At 71.2% G+C, this 22,467-nt stretch carries 19 protein-coding genes; 8 read left to right on the forward strand and 11 right to left on the reverse strand.

The annotated features are described in order from the left end of the window. Nucleotides 1-84: 84 nt before the first annotated feature. Nucleotides 85-903: an enoyl-CoA hydratase/isomerase family protein gene (locus E1266_RS04020; protein ID WP_165965921.1), complete on the reverse strand. Its 819-nt coding sequence runs from the start codon at nt 901-903 to the stop codon at nt 85-87. 251 nt (nt 904-1,154) lie between these two features. Here E1266_RS04020 and E1266_RS04025 point away from each other — a divergent pair, with 251 nt between their 5' ends. The 4 genes from E1266_RS04025 to E1266_RS04040 all read left to right on the forward strand — a co-directional run bounded on the left by E1266_RS04025 (nt 1,155) and on the right by E1266_RS04040 (nt 5,166). Further along, nucleotides 1,155-2,324 (forward strand): acyl-CoA dehydrogenase family protein, encoded by a 1,170-nt coding sequence (locus E1266_RS04025; protein WP_132043848.1) that lies wholly within the window; start codon nt 1,155-1,157, stop codon nt 2,322-2,324. Next, the gene (locus E1266_RS04030; RefSeq protein ID WP_165965922.1) at nt 2,321-3,436 is read left to right on the forward strand and encodes an acyl-CoA dehydrogenase family protein; all 1,116 of its coding nucleotides are present in this window, start codon (nt 2,321-2,323) and stop codon (nt 3,434-3,436) included. The genes E1266_RS04025 and E1266_RS04030 overlap by 4 nt, the downstream gene beginning before the upstream one ends. 7 nt (nt 3,437-3,443) lie before the next feature. Continuing rightward, nucleotides 3,444-4,229 carry an SDR family oxidoreductase gene (locus E1266_RS04035; protein ID WP_132043852.1) on the forward strand — a complete coding sequence of 262 codons (786 nt, stop codon included), beginning with the start codon at nt 3,444-3,446 and terminating at the stop codon, nt 4,227-4,229. Between the two features lie 124 nt (nt 4,230-4,353). Further along, complete coding sequence (locus tag E1266_RS04040; protein ID WP_165965923.1) at nt 4,354-5,166, forward strand: GntR family transcriptional regulator; 813 nt, start codon at nt 4,354-4,356, stop codon at nt 5,164-5,166. Between the two features lie 84 nt (nt 5,167-5,250). On the opposite strand, the gene E1266_RS04045 is transcribed toward E1266_RS04040, so the two are convergent. Together E1266_RS04045 and E1266_RS04050 are read right to left on the reverse strand one after the other, a co-directional pair. Then, complete coding sequence (locus E1266_RS04045; RefSeq protein ID WP_243718217.1) at nt 5,251-7,116, reverse strand: ABC transporter ATP-binding protein; 1,866 nt, start codon at nt 7,114-7,116, stop codon at nt 5,251-5,253. Nucleotides 7,117-7,391: 275 nt separating this feature from the next. Then, nucleotides 7,392-8,198, reverse strand: a complete 807-nt coding sequence (locus E1266_RS04050; RefSeq protein WP_132043858.1) for an SDR family oxidoreductase — start codon at nt 8,196-8,198, stop codon at nt 7,392-7,394. Here E1266_RS04050 and E1266_RS04055 point away from each other — a divergent pair. Then, nucleotides 8,182-9,105 carry a helix-turn-helix domain-containing protein gene (locus E1266_RS04055; RefSeq protein WP_207945406.1) on the forward strand — a complete coding sequence of 308 codons (924 nt, stop codon included), beginning with the start codon at nt 8,182-8,184 and terminating at the stop codon, nt 9,103-9,105. The genes E1266_RS04050 and E1266_RS04055 overlap by 17 nt on opposite strands. 105 nt (nt 9,106-9,210) lie before the next feature. Here E1266_RS04055 and E1266_RS04060 read toward each other — a convergent pair whose 3' ends face one another. The 6 genes from E1266_RS04060 to E1266_RS04085 all read right to left on the reverse strand — a co-directional run bounded on the left by E1266_RS04060 (nt 9,211) and on the right by E1266_RS04085 (nt 17,245). Further along, the gene (locus E1266_RS04060; protein ID WP_132043860.1) at nt 9,211-9,600 is read right to left on the reverse strand and encodes a VOC family protein; all 390 of its coding nucleotides are present in this window, start codon (nt 9,598-9,600) and stop codon (nt 9,211-9,213) included. A 196-nt stretch (nt 9,601-9,796) separates the two neighbouring features. Beyond that, complete coding sequence (locus tag E1266_RS04065; protein WP_243718218.1) at nt 9,797-10,627, reverse strand: hypothetical protein; 831 nt, start codon at nt 10,625-10,627, stop codon at nt 9,797-9,799. A 239-nt stretch (nt 10,628-10,866) separates the two neighbouring features. Then, nucleotides 10,867-12,885 carry a glycoside hydrolase family 9 protein gene (locus E1266_RS04070; protein ID WP_132043864.1) on the reverse strand — a complete coding sequence of 673 codons (2,019 nt, stop codon included), beginning with the start codon at nt 12,883-12,885 and terminating at the stop codon, nt 10,867-10,869. After that, on the reverse strand, nt 12,882-14,945 hold the full coding sequence (locus E1266_RS04075) for a bifunctional polysaccharide deacetylase/glycosyltransferase family 2 protein (RefSeq protein WP_132043866.1): 2,064 nt from the start codon (nt 14,943-14,945) through the stop codon (nt 12,882-12,884). The genes E1266_RS04070 and E1266_RS04075 overlap by 4 nt, the downstream gene beginning before the upstream one ends. A 47-nt stretch (nt 14,946-14,992) precedes the next feature. Beyond that, a complete protein-coding gene (locus E1266_RS04080) occupies nt 14,993-15,640 on the reverse strand; it encodes a hypothetical protein (RefSeq protein ID WP_132043868.1) in 648 nt (215 codons plus the stop codon). Nucleotides 15,641-16,309: 669 nt separating this feature from the next. Further along, nucleotides 16,310-17,245, reverse strand: coding sequence for an RNA polymerase sigma-70 factor (locus E1266_RS04085; RefSeq protein WP_132043870.1), 936 nt, complete (start codon nt 17,243-17,245; stop codon nt 16,310-16,312). A 200-nt stretch (nt 17,246-17,445) separates the two neighbouring features. On the opposite strand from E1266_RS04085, the gene E1266_RS04090 reads away from it, so the two are divergent. Beyond that, complete coding sequence (locus E1266_RS04090) at nt 17,446-18,930, forward strand: MFS transporter (RefSeq protein WP_132043872.1); 1,485 nt, start codon at nt 17,446-17,448, stop codon at nt 18,928-18,930. Nucleotides 18,931-19,097: 167 nt separating this feature from the next. Here the strand turns inward: E1266_RS04090 and E1266_RS04095 are convergent, their stop codons facing one another. Together E1266_RS04095 and E1266_RS04100 are read right to left on the reverse strand one after the other, a co-directional pair. Further along, on the reverse strand, nt 19,098-19,691 hold the full coding sequence (locus E1266_RS04095; protein WP_132043874.1) for a hypothetical protein: 594 nt from the start codon (nt 19,689-19,691) through the stop codon (nt 19,098-19,100). A 177-nt stretch (nt 19,692-19,868) separates the two neighbouring features. Further along, nucleotides 19,869-20,318, reverse strand: a complete 450-nt coding sequence (locus E1266_RS04100; protein ID WP_243718219.1) for an SRPBCC family protein — start codon at nt 20,316-20,318, stop codon at nt 19,869-19,871. 114 nt (nt 20,319-20,432) lie between these two features. On the opposite strand from E1266_RS04100, the gene E1266_RS04105 reads away from it, so the two are divergent. Then, nucleotides 20,433-21,242, forward strand: coding sequence for an SAM-dependent methyltransferase (locus E1266_RS04105; RefSeq protein ID WP_243718220.1), 810 nt, complete (start codon nt 20,433-20,435; stop codon nt 21,240-21,242). Continuing rightward, nucleotides 21,242-22,426 carry a cytochrome P450 gene (locus E1266_RS04110; RefSeq protein WP_132043909.1) on the forward strand — a complete coding sequence of 395 codons (1,185 nt, stop codon included), beginning with the start codon at nt 21,242-21,244 and terminating at the stop codon, nt 22,424-22,426. Before E1266_RS04105 ends, E1266_RS04110 begins: the two co-directional genes overlap by 1 nt. Nucleotides 22,427-22,467: the final 41 nt, after the last annotated feature.

Consider the following 22,467-nt stretch of genomic DNA (forward strand, 5'->3'; position numbering starts at 1 on the left):
CGGCCCCGGCGCTCGGGCGCGGTCCATGTCTTGGTGCGTGCGGGGTCTTGGTGCGTGCGGGGTCCTGGTGCGGGCTGGAAGGTGTCAGCGGTCGGGGAAGCGGGGATCCGAGCGGGAGGTGAACGCGGTCTGTCCGATCTTCATGTCGGGCCGGTGCCGGTGCTCTTGCAGAAGCCGGGCTTCCAGTTCGAGCCCCGCGTCGAGGCCGGCCCCGTCGAGCCCGTCCCGTACCGCCCGCTTCATGGACGCGACGGCCGCCGGGCTCCGGCGGGCGATCGTGCGGGCCATGCCCCGTGCGTGGTCGAGCAGCTCTTCCGGAGGGACGACGGCGTTCACGAGGCCGATGGCCAGCGCCTCCCTGGCGTCGACGAGCTCGCCGCTGAAGAGCAGCCACGAGGCGTGCCGCTTCCCGGTGGTCCGGGGCAGCCGCTGGGTCGCTCCTCCGGAGGGGACCAGGCCCCACTTCGCGTGGCCGTCGCCGATCCTCGCGTCAGCGGCCATGGCGACCATGTCGCACGCCAGCGTCAGCTCGAGGCCGCCGGCCACCGCGACGCCGTGCACGGCCGCGATGGAGGGGACGGGCGACGATTCGAGCCGCTGGAGGACGCGTCGCCAGATCGCGGCGTGCCCCGCGAGTCCACCGGCGGCGTCGAGCCGGGACCCGGCCGCCGCCAGGTCGGCGCCGGCGCAGAAGGCGCGGCCTTCGCCGCGGACGACGAGGGCCCTGACCGACCGCCGCGCCTCGATGAGGTCGATGCCGTCCTCGATGGCCAGCAGCATCTCTTCGGTGATCGCGTTCAGCCTGCGCGGCCGGTTGAGGAGCAGCTCCGCCACCGCGCCGTCGATGCTGACGACGACCTGCGGTTCCGCGATCACAAGCCACCCCGCCTCCGCCGCCGCCACCGACAATCCCCTGTATATCCAACCGATTAGTTGGTTGACAAGTCTTTGCAGGTGGTGGGCTCACGCGTGTGACCGGTCGGCGGCTCACCGCGTGGCCCGCGAGGCGCCGAGCTTTCGCGCCGAATCGCGAACCGGGTGCGCAACCAGGCTGTGACCGCCGAGTCGGAGGTTTGCGGGATGCAGTGGCGGCAGCGTCGCTTAACCGACCATTCGGTTGACTAAGACTCGGACCGCGCCTTAGCCTCTCCTGCATGCGAGAAGTGGTGGGCCCCGAGCACCTGGACTTCCTGGCGGAGTTGCGCGCTTACCTCGACGGCCTCGACCCGGAGCTCGTCGAGGCGACCCGCGCGGAGAACATCGAGGATCCGATGCAGCCCCGGGAGAACGGCCGCCGTTTCCTGAAACGGCTGGCCGCCGACGGGTGGCTGGGCGTCTCCTGGCCGGCGGAGTACGGCGGCCGCGGGCTCGGGTGGATCGAGCAGTGGCTGTTCTGCGAGGAGCTCTACGACCGCCGGCTGCCCAACGGCCTGCTCACGCTGAACTCGATCGGCCCCACGATCGCGCTGATGGGCGACGAGAAGCAGAAGCGGGAGCTCCTCCCCCCGATTCTGGCGGCCGAGCGCGAGTTCGCGATCGGCTACAGCGAGCCCGACGCGGGCAGCGATCTCGGGTCGCTGCGCACGCGGGCCGTGAAGGACGGCGACGAGTACGTCATCAACGGCCAGAAGATCTGGACGACCGGGGCGTCCGTCGCCACCCACCTGTGGCTGGCCGCCCGCACCGGAGCGCAGGAGGACAGGCACCGGGGGATCACCCTGTTCGTCCTCCCGATGGACGCGCCGGGCATCACGATCCAGCCGATCCTCACGCAGGGCGGGGAGCGCACCAACGCGGTGTTCCTCGACGACGTCCGCGTGCACGAGGACTGGCGGATCGGCGAGGAGAACGAGGGCTGGGCCGTCGTCGTGTGCGTACTCAACTTCGAGCGGATGTTCTTCCACAACGAACCGCGCTGGGAGCTGCGCCAGCTCCGCGGCTGGGCCGAGGAAAGCGGCCTGCTGGACGGCGACACGCCCGAGGCCCACGCGCTGCAGGTGGCGATGGGCGAACTCGCCGTCGACGTCGAGATCTGCCGGCTGTTCGCCCTGCGGGGGGCCCGGATCCTCGCCGAGGGCCGCGTGCCGCAGGCCGAGGCGTCGGCCAACAAGATCTGGTGGGGCGAGCTCAGGCAGCGCATCTGCGACACCGGGCTCGACCTGATCGGCGAGCGCGGGACGATCGCCCACGGTTCCGAGCACGCCCCGGCGCACGGCCATCTCGAACACGGCCTCCAGTCGTCGCCGGTATGGCGGTTCGGCGGCGGCGCCAACGAGATCCAGCTCGACATCATCGCCACACAGAGCCTGGGGTTGCCGCGATGACCGACGACATGCTCACCCCGGACGAGGCCGAACTCGCCTCGACCGCGCGGTCCTTCCTGTCCGGCTTCGCGGACAACTCCTACCTCAACGAGCAGGAGGAGTCAGAGGACGGCTACGAGCAGGCCCGCTGGAAGCAGATGACCGGCCTCGGCTGGACGGCCGTGAACCTCCCCGAGAGGGTCGGCGGCGGCGACGGCAGCCTCGCCGAGGCGGCGATGGCGGCCCGTGAGATCGGCCGCGCGGCGTACGCCTCGCCGCTGCTGCAGACCATGCGGACCGGAACGCTGCTCGCCTCGCTGGGGCCGGACGAGCAGGCCGACGACCTGATGGCGCGCATCGCCGGCGGGAGCCCCGCGGCGGCGGTCGCACCCCCGGACCGGACCGTGCGCGCGCGGGCCCGCGCCGGCGGAGCGTTCCTGCTCTCCGGATCCGCGGCGGTCGTGGAGTGGCTCACTGCGGCCGACACCGCGGTGCTGCTGGTGCCCCGGGCCGACTCGGACGGCTGGCTGCTGGCGACGCTGCCGCCGGAGGTCGTGGGCGAGCGGGGCGTCGCCGTCCCCAGCGTCGACAACGAGCGCGAGTCCCTGCTCGACCTGGACGGGGTCGAGTTGCCCGCGAGCACGGCGCTGCGGGACGACGTGCCCGCCGCCGACGCGGAGTACGCGCTGGCACGGGCGAACCTGCTGCGGGCGAGCGCCATGGTCGGCGGAGCCGAGGAGGTGCTCGCGCAGAGCACCGAGTACGCCAAGACGCGGCACCAGTTCGGCCGGCCAATCGGCGCCTTCCAGGCGGTCCGCCATCACCTGGCCCGGATGGCCATCGCCGTGGACGGCGCCCGCCTGCTGACCGACGAGGCGCTGACGCGGGCGGAGCCCGGAGCCCACGAGACGGCGATCGCCGGCGCGGCGCTCTTCGCCGCGGGCAGGTCGTACGTCGGGGCCGCGCTCACCGGAGCGCAGGTGCACGGGGGAGTGGGCACGACCGTGGAGCACATCCTCCACCACCACTTCCGCCGGGCGAAGTCGATGCAGCTCCGCTGCGGCAAGCGCGCGAACAGGCTGCGCGAACTGCACGGGGCGCTCGTCGTACGCCAAGAAGGCGGCCTGTGGTGAGGCGGGCATGACGGGCACGGGACGGGTCGCCGTCGTCACCGGCGCCAGCCGCGGCCTGGGTCGCGCGATATGCCTGCACCTGGCGTCCCAGGGCACCGGCATCGTCGCGCTGGCGCGCACCGAGGCCGACGTCCTCGAGACGGCGGAACTGGCCGCTGCAAAAGGCGTCGACGCCGTCGGCCTGGCCGTCGACGTCACCTCGTCCGAGCAGGTCGACCGCGCCCGAGCCGAGGCCGAGGCACGGTTCGGGCGCGTGGACATCGTGGTCAACAACGCCGGTGTGCTCCTCTACAAGCCGTTCGTGCCGCTCCCGGGCGTCACCGGACACCCCGGCTTCGACGAGCCGGTGAGCGACGACGAGTGGGCCGGGGTGCTCGACGTGCACCTCACCGGAGCCGTGCGGGTGCTGCGCGCCTTCGGACCCGGCATGATCGAACGCCGGTACGGGCGCGTGGTGAACGTCGTCTCGAACGTCGTGCGCCGCACCGTGCCCTTCACCACGGCGTACGACACCGCGAAGGGCGGGCTCGTGCAGCTCACGCGGTCCCTGGCGCGCGAGTGGGGAAGGTACGGCGTGACGGTGAACGCCGTCGCCGCGGGCCACTTCCCGACCGAGATGAGCAGGGCGCAGTTCGAGAACGAGGAGAGCCTCAAAAGGATGCTGCGCCGCGTCCCCGCGGGCCGCGCCGGCGAGACCGGGGAACTAGCCTCGCTCGTCGCGTACCTGAGCGGCGAGGAGGCCGGCTTCATCACCGGCGAGACGATAGCCATCGACGGCGGCGAAACACTCTGAACCACCCCCGGATCACAGGGTGAGGCAACCCGACGCCGCAACGCCCGTTTGCCTGCGGTGAGTAAATGATTACAATCTTATGTTGCACGGATCGGGTAGTCGCAGGCGAAAGGCAGCGTGGACAGTGGCACCGCAACGCGAAGTCCCCCGCATCAGCGGCGGGCCACCCCCGCTGACGAGCCTCAGTGTCGCCGAGGCCGTCGCGGCGCAGTTGCGCGCGCGCATCCTGGACGGGGACCTCACCGACGGCTCCGAGCTCCCGACCGAGGCGGTGCTGCTCGAAGAGTTCCAGGTCAGCAGGCCCAGCCTCCGCGAGGCGTTCCGGATCCTCGAGACGGAAGGACTGGTGAAGGTCCGGCGGGGCAAGCGCGGCGGCATGGTCGTGCTGCATCCGACGCACGATTCCGCCGCCTACCACGTGGGCCTCCTCCTGCATTCCCGCAAGATCCCCCTGGCGGACCTCGCCACGGCGCGGAACATGCTCGAACCGCTCTGCGCCGAAGAGGCGGCGCGGCGTCGCAGCCACGTGTCGATCGGCAGGAAGCTCGCGTCGCTGTGCACCCCGGACGAGGGGGAGCTCGAGGACGGCGTCGCCTTCACCGCCATGGCGACCAGGTTCCACGAGGAGCTCGTGGTCGCCGCGGGCAACAGCACCCTCGACGTGCTCGCCGGCATCCTGGAGAGCCTCTGGAGCGCGCAAGAGATCACCTGGGCCCGGTCGGCGGTGGACGAGGGCGACTACCCCGCGCTCAAGCTCCGCCGCGAAGTGATCAACGCCCACCTGCGCATCAGCCGCGCGATCGAGAACGGCGACCATGTGGAGGCGGTACGCCTCACCCGCGGCCATCTCCGAGCGGCCACCCCGTTCGTAGTCTCCAGAGGCGGCCAGGTACGCGCCATCGACCGAGGAGGCCGCCGAGGCACCCCCCGCGGCTAACCAACTCCACACGCTCCCCACCGCGAGTGCGCGCTGCACCTACTTCGCGTTGGCGGGGTCATCCGTGCGGGTGTTGGCGGCGGGTTAGCCGGTCGTGGGTTGGGAGTTGCGGTTGTGCTGGGCGGTGGCCGCGGTGTCCGGGATGGTCTGTTCGGTGAGGAAGCCGCCGGACTGGTGGTGCCAGAGTCGGGCGTATGGGCCGTCGGCCTGGAGGAGTTCGTGGTGGGCGCCCTCTTCGAGGATGCGGCCGCGGTCGAGGACGACCAGGCGGTCCATGCGGACGACGGTGCTCAGGCGGTGGGCGACGACCAGTGCGGTGCGGTCGCGCATCAGGTGCCACAGGGCCTCTTGGACGAGGAGTTCGCTCTCGGAGTCCAGCGCGCTCGTCGCCTCGTCCAGTAGCAGGATCGGGGCGTCTCGGAGGATGGCGCGGGCGAGGGCGACGCGTTGCCGCTGACCGCCGGAGAGCTTGACGCCTCGCTCGCCGACCAGCGTGTCGAACCCGTCCGGGAGGCTCTCGACGAACTCGGTGACGTGCGCCGCCCGCGCGGCCCGGAGGATCTCGGCCTCGGTGGCGCCCGGCCGGGCGAAGGCGATGTTCTCGCGCACGGATCGGTGGAACATCGCGGGGTCCTGCGGGACGTACGCGATCAGGTTGCGCAGGTCGCTCTGGCGCAGGCGCGCGATGTCCTGGCCGCCGACGAGGATCCGGCCGCCATCGACGTCCATCAGGCGCAGCAGCAGCCGGGTGAGGGTGGTCTTGCCGCCGCCGGACCGGCCCACCAGGCCGATCTTGGCGCCGCCGGGAATCTCCAGGTCCAGCTTGTCGAACAGGGGCGGGCCGTCGCCGTGCGCGAAGAGCACCCGTTCGAAGCGGACCGAGGCGTCGACGGGACGCAGCGGCTGCGGGTCGGGCGGGTCCACGACGGTCGGCGGTATCGCGAGCAGTTCGGTGAACTGCGCGCTCTCGGTGAGCGTGCTCTCCAGCCGCCGGTAGATCTGGTTGAACTCGAACATGATCCGTGTGGCGTTGGTGTAGTAGGAGAACGTCACCACGATGGCCTCCACGCCGAGTCCGCCGCGCAGTGCCACCGCTACCAGGAGGCCCAGGGCGCTGGTCAGAACCGACATCGGAGCGACGATCGTGTCGACCCGCAGGTTGGCGTAATCCCAGGAGCGCAATGCCAGGTGGTGATGTTCGGCGACCCGGCCGCGGTACTCGGCGGCCTCGCGCTGTTCGGCGGCGAACGCACGGACCGTCTCCATGTTGGTGAGCACGTCGGCGACGTGGCCCGACACTCGCACCTTGGCCGCCTCGCGCCGGTCCACCAGCACCTGCCGGCGGCGGATGAGCGGGGTGACGATGAGGCCGGTGAAGACGATCAGTCCCAGCAGGACGACGACCAGCAGCGGATGGTAGCGCCACAGGATCACCGAGGCGAAGGACAACGGGATCACGTTGGCCACGACCGCGAAAGTGAGGGTGTCGGCGAAGTTTTCGAAGCCGCCGGAGAAGCTGAGTATTCGTTTGGTCAGCGAACCGGTGAAGTTGTCGTGGAAAAAGGCGGCGTCTTTGGCGAGCAACTCGTCCATGCCGACGATGCCGAGTCGTTCGATGCCCCGGCCGTTCGTCCGGTTGAGGAAATGCAGCCCCACCCGCCACAGGGCTTCGCCCGCCAGCATCAGGCCGGCGAAGCCGAGAACGTAGGGCAGGAGTGCGCCGAGGTCGCTTTCCCCACCGTCTGCCAGGTGCCCCACCAAGGCGGCCACCACCAGCGGTGTCAGGTAGAACAGACAGGTATTTCCGAGCGCCGGTAATGTCATCGCCGGAATCGAGATACGCCACTGACGGCGCAGTACGCCGCAGTAATAGCGCAGCGCCAGCAGGACCGCTCGCTGCCGGGCCGACCGGCCGCCCCTGGAGCCACCTCGTACTCCCAGCACGGCCACCCGCCCTCCACGCCACCCGCTGCCCTCCCATGCTGCCTCAGACCGCCCGGCTTGGGCGAACGAATTTCGCGGGCGCGTGAAGCGATCTAGCTCCTCACGCATCCGCCTGATCTATGGTCACGGCAGTCAATTTGTCCCATTTGTGTGGTCGATTGCCGGGAGCCGCCGTCGACGATCCCGCGGCCTACGCAGAATTGCAAGACGCCGTCGACGCCACCCGGCGGTCCCTCAACCTTGAGGTCTAATCCGGGCGTCAGGGAATGTGGCCGGATGGGTCACTCCGTCTCGGCTAGTTCGCGCCATTGGTGCCAGGTGGCGAGCCGTTGCCGGTACACGCTTTCGGCGATCGGGTAGGGGTAGCTGCCAAGGAACAGGCGCAGCGGCGGTTCTGGCAGGTCGACCAGGTTGAGGACGACATCCGCGGTGACCGATGGGTCGCGCGGTGCGCGGGCGGTGGCTCCGGCCCGGCGGGCCTGCCGGATCGGCTCATAGGCCGCGATCGGGTCGGTGTGCGCCGCGGACGCTCCGGCCCAGTCGGTGCCGTACGGGCCCGGCTCGAGGATCGTCACCTTGATACCGAGCGGGCCGACCTCCTGGGCCAGGGCTTCGCTCATCCCTTCAAGGGCCCACTTGGAGGCGTTGTAGAGGCCAAGCGTCGGGAAGGCGGCGATGCCGCCGATGCTGGAGACCTGGACGATGTGCCCGCCGCCCTGCGTCCGCATGATCGGCAGAACGGCCTGGGCCACCCAGAGCGAGCCGAAGAAATTGGTCTCGATCTGGGCTCGGGCCTGCTCCTCGGTAACCTCCTCGATCATGCCGAACAGGCCGTAGCCGGCGTTGTTGACGACCACGTCCAGGCCGTCGAAGGTCTTTGCGGCGTGGTCCACCGCGGCGAGAACCTGCGCCCGGTCGGTCACGTCGAGCGCGATCGGCAGAAGGCGGTCACCGTAGGTCTCGGCCAGGTCGGTGAGCGTTTCGAGTCGGCGTGCCGTCGCGGCGACCCGGTCACCGCGTTCGAGGGCCGCCGCTGTCCAGGTGCGTCCGAAGCCGCGTGAGGCACCGGTGATGAACCATGTCTTCATGGTCTCCGACCCTGCCGCTGCGCGGCATCGCCAGCCAGCACCCCGGCAGGGATACCCTGAACAGGCGATGACTCGCCACAACCTCCTCGGGGAGTTCCTCCAGGCGCGCCGTGCCCGCGTACGGCCGGACGAGGCAGGGCTTGCCTCCTACGGCCGGCGCCGGGTCACCGGACTCCGCCGCGAGGAACTCGCAGAGTTCGCCGGCATCTCCGTCCAGTACCTGACAAGACTGGAACAGGGCGTGGACCGGCACCCGTCCGCACAAGTCGTGGACGCGCTGACCAAGGCGCTGCGCCTCGACCTCGACGCTGCCAGGCACCTGCGCTCCCTGGCCTGCCTGCCGACTGAACCACCCGGGCCGAGCGAAGTCGGCGCCGAGATACAGCATTTGCTGGACTCATGGGGCGACACCCCGGCGTACGTCCGCGACCGCCGTTTCGACGTGCTGGCGGCCAACAAGGCGGCCGTGGCGCTCGCTCCGATGTACCGACCCGGCCGCAACCTGGTCCGCGAGGTCTTCCTCGACCCCGCCGCCCGCAGCTTGTTCCCCGATTGGCCGGACATCGCCGAACAGACGGTCGCGGCCTTGCGGGCGACGGCCGATCTACGCGACCCGCGTACCGCCGCCCTCGTGAGCGAGTTGCAGCATCATGACCACTTCCGCTCGTTGTGGACGAGATACGACGTACGCCCGTCCCGCAACGAGACCAAGCGGTTCGATCACCCCGACGCGGGGCCCCTCACCCTGAGCCGCCAGACGCTTACCATCGCCGGAGCCGAGGATCAGGCGATCATCGTCTACCAGCCCGAGCCCGGCAGCGCGTCGGCCGACGCCCTGGCGAAACTCCTCCAGTCCGAAAGACTGCCGCGTCCCCAGACCCCATGCGGCGATACCTTGACTGATTGAGCCGTGCCCGGCCGACCCTCATCTGCCGCCCGTCGAGGGCCGGGGCCTCGGTGTTCACGAGGAACTGCGCGACGCCCTCCCAGAAGTCCCGTCCGGTGGACGGTTCTAGCGCCGATGACGACGGCGCGGGATGTCTTGCGCGAGCTCCACGACAAAGCCGTCGGGGTCCGCGACGTGCAGCGTCCGGTGTCCCCACGGCCGGTCGGCGGGGCCGCTGAGGATGGCGGCTCCCCGTTCCTGGAGCCGGCGAGCCTCGGCGTCGACGTCCTCGACCATGAAGACGACCTCGGCCGCCGGGCCGGGCGCGGTCCGGCTGTTGGTCAGCCAGTCGGCGCGACGCTGCTCGTAAAGCGCGAACCTGGTGGCCTCGGTGGCGAACTCCGCATAGCCCGCGTCTTCGAACTTGAACGCGAGCCCCACCACGTCCCGGTAGAAGGCGATCGAGGCGGCAAGGTCGCGAACGTACAGGATCACATAGCCAAGGCTGGGTGCCATGCCAACCTAGGTGCCCACGGACGGCAGCCATAAGACCGTCGGATTGGGCCCGTAGACGGTCACCGGCGAGCGCGGCCCGGGCGGCCAGAATCCGCAGCCGAGGGCCGAGGCGGGCGAGTTCTTCGTCCGGCTGCACGGCGTCGGACAGCAGAAAGCGGACTGGGCAGCGCGTTGTCCGATCGGGCCGTCACCGCGGTCATTGCATGCTCATCTGGTGCGGGTGGTCGTGTGAAACGGGGCAGGTGAAAATCCACAGGCCGTAGCCCCGGCCGATCGTGATGCCGGTCGGGCTGTTGAGATGGGGATGGCGGTGGAACTGCTCGGCCGCTTCGATCTCGATGTCCTCGACCGGTTGCCAGGTGCGGTTGCCGTCCCATTCGGAACCGTCGACGCACAGCAGTAGTTCAAGGTCGGCGCCGCACTCGCAGATCATGGGGTAGGGGTCGGTGAGGTGCCAGGAGGACCAGCCGCCGACCTTCATCCCGGAGGCGATCGACAGGTCCTGGTAGCTGTGGCCGGTCTCCTGGCTCCACTCTCTCAGCCTGCGGTGCAGGTCGGCGGGCAGAAAGTCGGCGTACTGATACTCGACGACCTGCTCCGGATACAGGACGCACGGGTCGGGCAGGTAGGTGTCGTACTCCATCAGTTCCGGTTCGGGCTGTGCATCGAGCGCGACGGTGACCTCGTCCGCCCGCCGCCACCGCAGGATCACCGCCGGGCACGACAACTCGTCGTGGTCCCACGGACACCACAGCACCTGCAGCAGATCAGCGTGCGGTGGCGGTGCCAGGTCGGGGATGTCGCGCGCGTACAGTTGCGCGAAGGCCAGGAAGGGCGTCGGCCCGTCCGGTGGCGGGGGCGGCTCGACGCCATCCAGGCGGTTCAGCTCCGCCCGCTGCTGCGGGGTGAAGTCCGCGCCGGAGCGGAGCGGAATCCGGCTCCAAGCTTCCGCGAGGACCTTGCGACGACGGCGTGCGTGGTCGAGCCGCTCGACCGGCCCGTAAGGGTCGTGCTCTTGCGTACACATCGGCCAAGGCTCGTCGGCCGGCCACAACAGGGGGCCGCCGATCGAGCTTTCCCGTACTCCCGGTGAGCCGGGCCTGGGATGAAGCCGTGTTGCCGTCCGCGCGTAGCGAGACAGTTCAGGGAAAACCGCGACAAGGTCGACGGGCCGTGGCGGCGTGGTCCGAGTCATACGGGGAGCGTAGGGGCTTGGTCTGACGGCGGGACTGGAGCGACTGCGGAACGGAACGGGGGCTGCCCGAGTCACCCCGCCACCCTCGACCGAACCGACACCGAACGTCGCACAGCCGCACCGACGCCATGCATCAGGGCTGCTCCGTGTCTCGAACGCACTTGTCTGTCGCCGGGCAGGCGGTCGCTCTTCGTGCTGCGAAGGTCGGCACGATCAGGGGCGTTTGCCAGGGCGGTTGAGAGGATCGCCGCGGCGGTGTAGTCGTCCGCCGGTTCGATGTTCTGCCAGGCGCTGATCCGGTCGGCGTACCGGATGCCGTGTCCGTCGTACCGGGCGAAATCCGCAACCGCGCAGGGCCGCATGCCGTCGAGTGCGTCCGCGTCCCCGAAGGCCGTGGCGGCGTTGGGGCCGTTGACGACGGCGCCTTCGAGGACGGCGCCCCCGGTCAGGTTGGCGACCGGATGATGGGGGCAGCGCGGATAGGTGGTCCCGGCGCCGATGACGAACGACGATCCCCACGCGTTCGCTCCGAGAGCCCAGCCGCGCTGCCCGGTGCCGAGCGCGTCGTAGGACGTATCGCCGCTCACCCGGCGGTAGAGCAGGGCCGTGCTCGCCAGGCCGAAGCTGGTCGCGGCCGAGTCGGAGACCGCCGGATCCGCCCCCGTCCCGAACGGATCGCGGGCGGCCCTCCGGGCGGCGGCGCCGAGACGGTGCTTCAGGTCCACGACCAGCTCGTCCCGGCCGATGCCGAGACCGGCGGCGCCCTGGTCGAAGGCTTCGATCAGGTCGGCGTGGGCCGGCACGCTGACATCGCCGACACCCAATGGACTCTGCCCGTCCGATTCCAGGGCTCTGCCGGCCCAGTGCGCCGCTTGGCGGAGCCAGCCGTCGGCCCGGCGATCGCCGAGGGCTCGCGCCGCCCGCGCCAGTTCAACCGCCCCGAACTCCAGGTCGTCCGCCCAGGACTCCTCGGGGTAGAACTCGTGCGGGAAAGCGGTGACGAGGCCCTTGCCGGGAGCGGTGTCCGCGCGGGCATAGATGTCCGCCGCCCGTTCCAGTGCCCGGTGGGCGGCCCCGGTGTCGTCCCGGGCGTGAGTCTGCGCCGCGAGCGCGAACGCGGCGGCGACGCGGCCGGCGAGGTTCGGGCTGATCGGCGCGCCGGGGGCGGCCGCGCGGAAGACGGGACGGTACCGCAGCAGGTATTCGGGGTCGCCTCGCCCGACCCGCCGCATGTCGTCGCTTTCCGGCAGCCGCCAGACATCGTGGTCGGACAGGTACCCGGCACCGCCGATACCGGTGCCGACCTGCGCGTACAGGGTGGCGGTCCGCCCGTCCCACATTTTGTCCAGCCACTTCAGGCCGTGGTCGGCCTCGGCGGCCAGCCCTGGCTCGGACGGCACCGAACGGTAGGCGTAGTAGAGAACGGCGGTGGAGTAGGACGCGGTGGCGGTGAACTTCAGGAAATCGCCCGCGTCCGCCCAGCCGCCGGACACGTCGACGGTGGCGGCGCCGGGCACCGGGACGAGCCCACCATTGCGGTGGCGCGGCGGCTGGTACACGGTGGCCGCCCGATCCGCGAGATGGGACGGCCGACGGCCGAGCACGGCCGGGACGACGTCGGCGCCGTCCCGCTGGGCCTGGAAGAACCGCAGCAGCCGGGGCAGCAGCGACCCGAGCACCTCCGCGGCCGGGCCGACCCGGAACCAGGGGGAGTGCGCCCGCACGCCCGGACCGCTGACCGCCACGCGATAGGTGCCCCGCTCCGTCAGCCGGGTGAGGTCCAGGAGGCGGACGGACGGGAAGGCCGCGTTCCACGAGCCGGTGCGCCGTCCGGGGGCCCCGGTGAGGACGGTCCGACCCTCGGCGCTCTCGACCTTGAAGCGAATCCCCCCGGCCTGCGCCGCCGCCGTCATCAGATATGCCCGCTTGGACTCGCCCGGAAGAAAACCGACCTGGTCGAGGCGGACCCTGGCGCCCCGGTCAGCCCCCGGCGAAGCCGGTGGGTCCGCGCCGCCCGAAGCGTGGCAGCCCGGTACGGCGAGCAGGACGGCACCGCCCAGGATGAGCGGAACGGACCTGCTCCGCGTCACGAGCGGTTCTGGCTGACGAGGGCTTCCAGGCCGCCGGTGCGCTGCAGCTTGTGCCAGCCGAGCCGGATGCCGCCGGCCGCGGTGATGATCGACTGGATGAGGACCGCGTACATGAGCTGCCGGTAGACGAACTGCTGGACGGGCAGGGCCCACAGGACGCGCACCTTCTCACGGTCCATGCGGAAGGCGTAGCACGCACCCACCAACTGGACGCCGAGGACGGCCCCCCACGCGGCGGCCGTCTTGACCGGGTCGAGGAACAGGATCCCGTAGACGAGCAGGACGTCCACGAGCGGCGCGAGCAGCGGCAGCGTCACCTGGAACAGCGCGAGATGCGCCAGGCCCCAGCGCCCGAACCGGCCGGACGGACCGCGTTCGAGCACCGCGCGCCGGTGCTTCCACATCGCCTGCATCGTCCCGTACGACCAGCGGTACCGCTGCCGCCACAACTGGCCGATCGTCGAGGGCGCCTCGGTGTAGGCGACCGCGGACGGCTCGCACACCACCCGCCATCCGGCGCGGATGAGCTCGATGGTCAGGTCGGTGTCCTCGGCGAGGGTGTCGTCGCTGACCCCGCCCACCTCGCGCAGGGCCGACCGGCGGAACGCTCCGACCGCGCCCGGCACGGTCGGCATGCAGTGCAGCAGGTCGTACACGCGGCGGTCGATGTTGGTGCCGATGACGTACTCGATGTGCTGCCACCGGCCGAGCATGGAGTTCCGGTTGGCGATCTTGGCGTTGCCGGCCACCGCGCCGACCCGCCCGTCGGCGAACGGCTGGACGAGCCTGCGCACGGTGTCGCGGGTGAACACGGTGTCGCCGTCCATCATCACGACCAGGTCGCAGCGGGCTGCGGCGATCCCGGCGTTGAGGGCGGAGGGCTTGCCGCCGTTCGGTTTCCGGATCACCCGCACGCCCGGCAGGGCGAGCGACTCGGCGACGTCGGCGGTGCCGTCCGTGGAGCCGTCGTCCACGACGATCACCTCGACCGGATGGGTGCCGCGGACCAGGGACCGGACCGTGTCGGCGATGCACTCTCGCTCGTTGTAGGCGGGGACGACCACGGACACGGGTCCGGTCACGGGCGGCCCCCACGACCAGCGCGCCGGACGCCGGATGCGCGCGTGCCGGCCGGCCACCACCACCATGAGCAGCAGCCGCACGACCATCAGCGCCCCCACCAGCAGCAGGATCAGGGCCAGGACGGAGACGATGACGCCCGCGACCCCGACGATGCCGACCAGGAGGACGCCGCGCCAGTGCTGGTCGCGCGCGGCGGGCGGGTTCGCCTGCGCCTCGCCGATGACCTCCGCGGTCGTCGCGAAGCGGTAGCCCTGTGCGCGCAGCCGCGGGATCAGCCGGTCCAGCGCGGCGACGGTGCGGGACCGGTCGCCGCCCGCGTCGTGCATCAGGATGACCTCGCCGCGGTGGCCGGCCGGAGTGGAGTTGGCGACGATCCGGCTCACCGGGGGACGCTGCCAGTCCTTGGAGTCCAGCGTGGTGAGGACCGTGGTGTACCCCTCCTCGCTGAGGCCCCGCAGCACCCTCCATTGGCTGTCGTCGACCGCGTCCGTCGTGGAGGAGTAGGGCGGCCGCGCGAGGGCGCTGGTCACGCCCGTCGCTCCCGCGAGCGCGAGCTGGCTCTGCGACAGCTCCATGCCGAACCGCCAGCCCGGCACCGTGGCGAGGTCGGAGTGCGTGAACGTGTGCAGCCCGATCTCGTGGCCCGACCTGTGCATGCGCTCCACGATGCCGGGGTGCTGGGTCACCTTGGAGCCGACGACGAAGAACGAGCCGTGGACCTTGTGCCGGTCGAGCACATCGAGGATCTGCGGCGTCCACTCCGGGTCGGGGCCGTCGTCGAAGGTGAGGATGACCGTCCGGTCCGGTACCTGGGACTGCCATCGCTTCGCGCCGGCGCCGATGATGGGCCCGCCCGTCCGGACGTCCCGCGGGACCGCCGTCGCGCCGCGGGGCCGGGCCGCGTTCCCGTCCGCGCCGAACTCCGCGTTCACCAGGCCGTGGGCGAACAGCACGCAGGCGAAGGCCAGTGAAGCCATGACCGTCAGCAGCCACCGTGGACGCAGAAGCGCGTGAATCGCCGCCTTCACCCCTGGGCTCCGGCCGCGGGCGCGGTCGGGTCGCTCTCGGTGGTGAGGGGCGAGGCGGCCGCCGCCTGCGGTTCGGCGCCGGTCGACTCGGCCCCGACGTCGGCGCGCCGCTCGTCGACCGCGGCGGGCTCGCCGGTCTCCGGAGGACTCGCGGACGGGCTCGCCGGGGCCGTCGGCGGCGCCGCCGGCGGAGTGCCGCCCGGCCGGCTCGGCGTCACGGCCGGCGTGCCTGCCGGGGCCCGCGGCCCCGTCCGCCGATCGGATGCCGGCGGGGACGGCACGGCCCCGGAGGGCGCGCTCCCGGAGACCCGGGGCAGCGGCGGCGCGGTTCCGGGCGTCCCCCGGACGGGCCAGGAGGGCCGGGCCGGCGGTAGCGCCGCGGGTCCGTCGTCGGCCGGCGGCTGGTGCTTAGAGCTCGGGACGACCTTGGTCTCGTCGCCCCCGCCCACTTTCGGCAGCAGCGTCTGCGGGTTGACCGGCCCGCCCACCAGGCTGACGCCGATCATGATCGAGTAGCCCCCGCACAAGGCCGCGGCCGCATAGCCGAGCCGGCGCAGCCGCCTGCGGCGGCGCCCGGTCACATCCACGAAGACCGGCGAAGCGGAACGGTCCCTCGAATCGATCACTTCTCGCTTGTCGGGCATTTGGCTACTCCCCCGGAAACAGTTCCCCCAGTCCTGGAACCTAGCAGCAGAACCCCATTCGAATCGCCATTGGCGACCGCGCCCCACAGTCGTCTCGTGCGCCTGTGGCGTCCTTGATATACGACCACTCCTGGACGACCGCGACCCGCATCTGCCGCCTCGATCAATAGATCATCCCAGGTCAAGGCCGTCGAGAGTGACACTCTAGACATAACCGAACTTGGGGACATTCTTCTCTCTGGGGCAATAAAGTGCATATTCGAAGATCCATTGACGGCATTCCCGCCTCCGCTTTCGTCGTGCACGGTGACCGGAATGGGTCAATGGCTCGCAACCATTTAGAAGGGAATTCTAGTAAAGTGCCGCATGCCGTGCGCATCAGGACGGTCGCCCCGGGCCCTCGAACCGCCCCCTCAGGACGACGACCGCCCACACGCCTGCCGAGTCGATGCCGCTACTGCCAGCACGGATGCCGCGCCTGCCGAAACCACGTCGTTGCCAACTTGTGGCGGCTGGTCGCCCAACTGGGGATCCCGGGCAGAGGCTGGGCATGCCGAGCGGTAGGTGCTGCATCTGCTAGCCCAGCCCACATGGGGCTCGGTGCCGCGCTCGGCAACTGCTGTCGCCAGGGCCCGGGTTGCCTAGCCGGGCATTCGAGGCGGTCGGGAGTCAGCGGGTCAGTGTGGTCTCCTGCTCTATGCGGGACAGTTTTTCGGGGTTGCGGACGATGTAGAGGCCCGTGATGAGGTCGTTCTCGACCCGCATCGCCACGACGCCATGGACGGTTCCGTTGAGCCGCATGACCAGTCCCGGGTGGCCGTTCACCTGGACGGCCTCGACCGTCATCCCGGCGGCGAACGTGCGCAGGCCGCTGTTCAGCAGGTTCGCCACCTTCCCGGCCCCCACGATCGGCTGCCTCATCGCGTGCGCGACTCCGCCGCCGTCGGTCAGGAGGACGACGTCCGGTGCGAGGACGTCCAGGAGGCCCTGCAGGTCGCCGGTCTCGGTCGCCCGCTGGAAGGCCCGGATCGCGGCCCGGGTCTCGTCGGGGGAGACGATGTCGCGGGGGCGGCGCGCGGCGACGTGCGCGCGTGCGCGGTGGGCGATCTGGCGGACGGCGGCGGGGCTCTTGCCGACGGCTTCGGCGATCTCGCCGTAGGCCAGGTCGAACACCTCGCGCAGCACGAACACCGCCCGCTCCGTCGGCGCGAGCGTCTCCAGGAGCAGCATCATCGCCATCGAGACGCTGTCGGCCAGTTCGACGTCCTCCGCCACGTCGGGCGTGGTCAGCAGCGGCTCGGGCAGCCACGGCCCGACGTAGGACTCCTTGCGGCGGCCGAGCGTGCGCAGCCGGTCCAGCGCCTGGCGGGTGGTGATGCGCACCAGGTACGCGCGCGGGTCCCGCACCGTGTCCAAGTCGACGCCCGTCCACCGCAGCCAGGTCTCCTGCAGGACGTCCTCGGCGTCGGCGGCGGAGCCGAGCATCTCGTAGGCCACGGTGAACAGCAGGTTGCGGTGGGCCATGAACGCCTCGGTGGCCGGGTCCGTGCGGCCGCCCCCGGGCCTCCCCGCCGTGCTCGCCGTCCGCCCGCCGCCGTCGTCCATCGCCCGGCTCCCCTCGCCGCCTCCCGACCATGCCATACGCACAAGACGCCGGCCCCCGCCGCCGTGTGACACCCGCGGGCCGTGGGTCACGTCACATCGCCAGCGCTGTCACAGGCGCCGGGACGCCGCCGTCTCGTGGGCATCAGGACGCCGTGCGAACGATCCGCGCGGCACGCACCACCGTGAATGGGGACGGATCCATGGCAACCACCAAGGCACCGGCGGGCAGTTCGCGCCGCTGGGCCGTGCTGCTCTTCATCGGGCTGGCCCAGCTCATGATCATCCTGGACGCCACCGTCGTGAACATCGCGCTGCCGTCCCTCCAGCGGGACCTCGGGATCTCCGACGGCGACCGGCAGTGGGTCATCACCGCGTACACGCTGGCGTTCGGCAGCCTGCTGCTGCTCGGCGGCCGGATCGCCGACTACACCGGACGCAAGCGGGCCTTCCTGATCGCGCTGCTCGGCTTCACCGTCGCGTCCGCGCTGGGCGGCGCGGCGAACGGCTTCGAGACGCTGCTGATCGCCCGTGCCCTTCAGGGCGGATTCGGCGCGCTGCTGGGCCCGGCCGCGCTGTCGCTGCTGACGGTGACGTTCAGCGAGCCGAAGGAGCGGGCCAAGGCGTTCGGGATCTGGGGCGGCATCGCCGCCGCGGGCGGCGCCCTCGGGCTGCTGGTCGGCGGGGCGCTGACCGAGTACCTGGACTGGCGCTGGTGCCTGTACGTCAACATCCCGATCGCCCTGGTCGCGGCCATCGGCGGGCAGGCGGTCCTGACCGAGTCGCGGCGCCCGGGCGGGACCCGGTTCGACATCCCCGGCGTGCTGCTGGTGACCACCGGGCTCGTCGCGATCGTGTACGCCGCCGGCCGGGCCGAGGCCGACGGATTCGACTCGGCACCGGTCATCGGGCTGCTGGCCGCCGGCGCGGTCCTGCTCGCCGCGTTCGGCTACGTCGAGAGCCGGGTGGCGCAGCCGCTGCTGCCCCTGCGCGTCATCGCCGACCGCACTCGCGGCGGCGCCTACCTGGCCGTGGGCGTCGTCGTCATCGGGATGTTCGGGGCGTTCCTCTTCATGACCTACTACATGCAGGTGGTCAAGGGGTACTCACCGGTCAAGACGGGCGCGGCGTTCCTCCCGATGACCGCGGCGGTGCTACTGGCGGCCGGCGGGCTCACCGCCCGGCTGCTGCCCAGGGTGCCGCCGCGCGCGCTGATCGTCCCCGGGATGCTCATCAGCGCCGGCGGGATGCTGTGGCTGCTCACGCTGGAGCCCGGCACCGGCTACGCGAGCGGCGTCTTGGTCGCGCAGGTCCTGTGCGGCTTCGGGGCGGGCATGATCATGCCGGTCGCCCTCAACTACGCCACCCACGGTGTCGCCGAGGGCGACTCGGGCGTGGCCTCGGCCACCGTCAACACCGCGCAGCAGGTCGGCGCCTCGATCGGTATCGCGGTGCTCAACACCATCGCCGCCGCCGCGACCGCGGACCACCTGGCCTCGCACGGCGCGACCCCGGAAGTCGCCGGGCAGGCGGTGGTGGAGGGCTTCGCGACGGCCGGCGCCTGGGCGGCGGGGATCATCCTGCTCGGCGCGCTGGTCGTCGCCTTCGTGATGAACACCCCGCGCCCCGAGGCACGGCCCGTCCCCGACGGCGCCGAAGTACCCGAACCGCTCCTCGCCCGCTCCTGACCCTCGCCCGGACGACCCCCGGCCGGCCCCGCGACGGCCGGCCGGGGCCGCATGACCGATGCCACAGAACAGGGCGCTAGCGGCACTGGAAGGGGAGCTCGACGGACCCTGAGGAGGGAGCCCATCGGCCTCTGCGGGCCGGGCTCTGGCGAGGGCCCGACATCGCCTCAGTACCAATGCTGTGCTGGCTGGGGCATGGTGTGGGGGCGGGCCCATGGCGGTGGGGCCACGCCCCTGATGACCATTGCCGGGTTGTAAGTTTGGAGGCGGTAGACGAGGTCGCCGAAGTCCTTGCCGCCGTGCCCGGAGACGTACCTCAGGGACCATCTGGAGCGCGGTACGGGTGTGTGCCTCATGGCCTGCCAGATCCGGAACTTGCCGCCGTCGTGGTGGACCATTGCGGTGCCGAACCCGAAACGCCCTCTTCGCGAAACGGTGATCGCGTTGATGCGGTGCGCCTCGATGTCGAGATGCTGCCCGAATCCGGTGACGAGCAGGTGGCCGTCCCGTGTCAGCGTGACACTGCGCGCGAAGGCCATGGTGAGGCACCCGCTGATGAAGGGCACGACGAGAATCACCACGAAATTCGGCAGGCCCGCGTACATGGCCGGCAAGGTCAGGGCCCCCAGCGCACCCGTTATCAGGACCGATAGGAGCGCGGTGAGCCCGCCGGGCAGGGCGGCCTGATAGTGGAGCGCGTGCCCGGCCGCCTCAGCCGGCCGCCGAGAGGCACCTGTGACCATGGGCTGCCCTGCCTTCATCCCGGGGGACGCTCATACCGGCAGAGTGCCCCAGCCGATATCCGGGATCAAGTGCGAAATCGCATTCCATCTCGCCGCTCCCGCGCCGTGGCGGGCGAAGCGGCCACCGGCTGCGCGACGTTCCGTGCCGGCCGGAAAGGCGAGCCGACCTCGCCGGGTTTCGGCGAGGCCATTTCGTCACCCGGTGAGTTCGGAGCCCAGTTTTGCCAGTTGGGCGTCGTAGATTCGCTGGAGGCCCTTAGGCGCGAAGGTTCTTTCGAAGAAGCCGCCGATGCCGCCCGCGCCGTTCCAGGTGGTCTTGATCCGGACCTGGGCGCCTTCGGCGGCGGGGGAGACGGTCCAGGTGGTGACCATCGAGGAGTTGGCGTCCTTCTCCACCAGCTGGTTCGGGCCGGGCGTGCTCACGGTGATGAGGCAGTCGCGTACGCGCTTGCTGGTGGCCGCCAGTTTCCAATGCACCACGGTGCCGTCGCCCTGTCCGCCTTCACGGACTTCGTACTCGCTGAAGTGCTCGGTCAGCATGCGCGGGCGCACGCCCGTGTAGTCGCCGAGTGCCTCCAAGACCCGCTCCGGGCTCGCGTTCAGCGTCTTTTCCGTGGTGACCACGACTTGTGCCATGCCGGTCATCTTCCCATGGCGCTCCTGCACACGCGCTCTTCCGGCGAGTTGACGGAAAGTGGAGATCATCTTGGCTCGCGGCCCTAAAATCGTGCGATCTGTAGCCAGGCGGGAGGTCTGTCCGTGACCGATGAGCATCATCCCGAGTGGGTGATCGATCCCGAGACCCCCAGTGTGGCCCGGATGTACGACTACTACCTCGGCGGCAAGGACAACTTCGCCGCGGACCGGAGGGCCGCCGACCAGGTGGTGGCGGCGATGCCGAACGTGCTGGAGTTCACCCGCGCGAACCGCGGGCTGCTGTCCCGGGCCGTGACGATGATGGCCCGGCGCGGCGTGCGGCAGTTCATCGACATCGGGTCCGGGCTGCCGACGCGGGAGAATGTGCACGAGGTGGCGCAGCGGGCCGCGCCCGACGCCCGCGTCGTCTATGTCGACAACGACCCGATCGTGCTCGTGCACGCGCGTGCGCTGCTGGCCGACAACCCGCTGACCGCGGTCGTGCAGGGCGACCTGCGCGAACCGGAGCGCATCATGGACGATCCCGAGGTCAGGTCGCGGATCGACTTCGACCAGCCGGTCGGCCTGCTGCTCCTGGCCATCCTGCACTTCGTCCCGGACGAGGACCGTCCCGCCGAGATCGTGGCGAAGCTGCGCAAGCCGCTGGTCCCGGGCAGCTTCCTGGCCATTTCCCACGGGCACCGGGGCGAGGTCGGCCGGGCCGTCGAGGACCAGGTGCGGTCCGCCTACGGCAGGACCGGGGCGGGCGACATCATCCCGCGCGGGATCGACGAGGTCATGAGGTTCTTCGAGGGCACCGAGCCGATCGGGCCCGGCCTGGTCCAGGTGGCCGACTGGCGGCCGGACGCCGAACCGTTCGAGCCCGACATGTCCCGGCCCGGCTTCCTCGCCGGGGTGGGGGAAGTGGTGTGATGCTGCCGCTGGAGTTCCTGTTCAGCCGGGCGTTCACCGAGGACCCGTATGCCGCGTACGACGAGCTGCGGGCGTCCGGGCCGGTGCATCCGATCGACTTCCCCCGCGGCGCCACCGCCTTCCTGGTGGTGGACCACGAGCACGGCCGCGCGGCGCTGGGCGACCCGCGCCTCTCCAAGGACAGCGCGCACAGCTCCGTGCCCGTCGACGGCGAGCTGTTCTTCGGCGGGACGATGCTCGCCATGGACCCGCCCGACCACACCCGGCTGCGCGCGCTGGTCGCGAAGGCTTTCACCGCACGGCGGGTCGAGAAGCTGCGCCCCCGCGTCCAGGAGATCACCGGCGCGCTGCTGGACGGCGTCGCGGCCCGCGGTGAGGCCGACCTCATCGAGGACCTCGCCGTACCGCTGCCGGTCCAGGTCATCTGCGAGCTGCTCGGCGTCCCGGCGTCCGACCGGCCCCGGTTCCGCGAGTGGACGGCCGTGCTGACCGTCCCCGCGCTGACCGCGGCTGCCCGGGAGCGCCGCCGGGAGGCGGCCCGCGCGTTCAACGGCTACCTGGTCGAGGTCATCGCCGAACGCCGGGCACACCCCGAGGACGACCTGATCAGCGGCCTGGTCACCGCCCGCGACGGGGACGCCGCCCTCACCGAGGCCGAACTGCTGGGCAGCATCGCGCTGTTGTTCATCGCCGGGCACGAGACCACGGTGAACCTGATCGGCAACGGCGTCCTCGCCCTTCTCCAGGCACCCGACCAGCTCGAACTGCTCCGCGCGCGGCCCGAGCTGCTGCCGTCCGCGATCGAGGAGCTGCTGCGCTTCGACGGGCCGGTGGAACGCGCGAGCCAGCGCATCGCCCTGGCGGACATGGAGATCGCCGGGACCCCGGTCCCCAAGGGCGCCTGGGTGCACGTCTCGCTGGGCGCCGCGGACCGCGACCCCGCGGTGTTCGAGGCTCCCGGCCGGCTGGACGTGACCCGCGCCCCCAGACGCCACGTCGCCTTCGGGCACGGCATCCACTTCTGCCTCGGCGCCCCGCTGGCCCGGCTGGAAGGCGAGATCGCCATCGGCTCGCTGCTGGACCGCTTCCCCCGCCTGGCCCTGGCCGTACCGCCCGCCGAGCTGCGCCACCACCGCACCGGTTCGATCGTCCGCGGCCTGGTGTCCCTTCCCGTCCGGGTCTGAACGCGGTGGTCAGGTGCGGTTCCGGCGAGCGCCCCGGTGCC

The organism is Actinomadura sp. 7K534 (assembly GCF_004348575.1).
GTDB classification, from domain to species: domain Bacteria; phylum Actinomycetota; class Actinomycetes; order Streptosporangiales; family Streptosporangiaceae; genus Spirillospora; species Spirillospora livida.

What these genes read in the sequence shown, in the direction of transcription:
- E1266_RS04095 (WP_132043874.1), bottom strand. Translation starts at nt 19,691, where the DNA reads ATGAAGGCAGGGCAGCCCATGGTCACAGGTGCCTCTCGGCGGCCGGCT.
- E1266_RS04065 (WP_243718218.1), bottom strand. Translation starts at nt 10,627, where the DNA reads ATGTGTACGCAAGAGCACGACCCTTACGGGCCGGTCGAGCGGCTCGAC.
- E1266_RS04110 (WP_132043909.1), top strand. Translation starts at nt 21,242, where the DNA reads ATGCTGCCGCTGGAGTTCCTGTTCAGCCGGGCGTTCACCGAGGACCCG.
- E1266_RS04035 (WP_132043852.1), top strand. Translation starts at nt 3,444, where the DNA reads ATGACGGGCACGGGACGGGTCGCCGTCGTCACCGGCGCCAGCCGCGGC.
- E1266_RS04075 (WP_132043866.1), bottom strand. Translation starts at nt 14,945, where the DNA reads ATGGCTTCACTGGCCTTCGCCTGCGTGCTGTTCGCCCACGGCCTGGTG.
- E1266_RS04055 (WP_207945406.1), top strand. Translation starts at nt 8,182, where the DNA reads ATGAACCATGTCTTCATGGTCTCCGACCCTGCCGCTGCGCGGCATCGC.
- E1266_RS04080 (WP_132043868.1), bottom strand. Translation starts at nt 15,640, where the DNA reads ATGCCCGACAAGCGAGAAGTGATCGATTCGAGGGACCGTTCCGCTTCG.
- E1266_RS04025 (WP_132043848.1), top strand. Translation starts at nt 1,155, where the DNA reads ATGCGAGAAGTGGTGGGCCCCGAGCACCTGGACTTCCTGGCGGAGTTG.
- E1266_RS04085 (WP_132043870.1), bottom strand. Translation starts at nt 17,245, where the DNA reads ATGGACGACGGCGGCGGGCGGACGGCGAGCACGGCGGGGAGGCCCGGG.
- E1266_RS04030 (WP_165965922.1), top strand. Translation starts at nt 2,321, where the DNA reads ATGACCGACGACATGCTCACCCCGGACGAGGCCGAACTCGCCTCGACC.
- E1266_RS04060 (WP_132043860.1), bottom strand. Translation starts at nt 9,600, where the DNA reads ATGGCACCCAGCCTTGGCTATGTGATCCTGTACGTTCGCGACCTTGCC.
- E1266_RS04050 (WP_132043858.1), bottom strand. Translation starts at nt 8,198, where the DNA reads ATGAAGACATGGTTCATCACCGGTGCCTCACGCGGCTTCGGACGCACC.
- E1266_RS04100 (WP_243718219.1), bottom strand. Translation starts at nt 20,318, where the DNA reads ATGACCGGCATGGCACAAGTCGTGGTCACCACGGAAAAGACGCTGAAC.
- E1266_RS04090 (WP_132043872.1), top strand. Translation starts at nt 17,446, where the DNA reads ATGGCAACCACCAAGGCACCGGCGGGCAGTTCGCGCCGCTGGGCCGTG.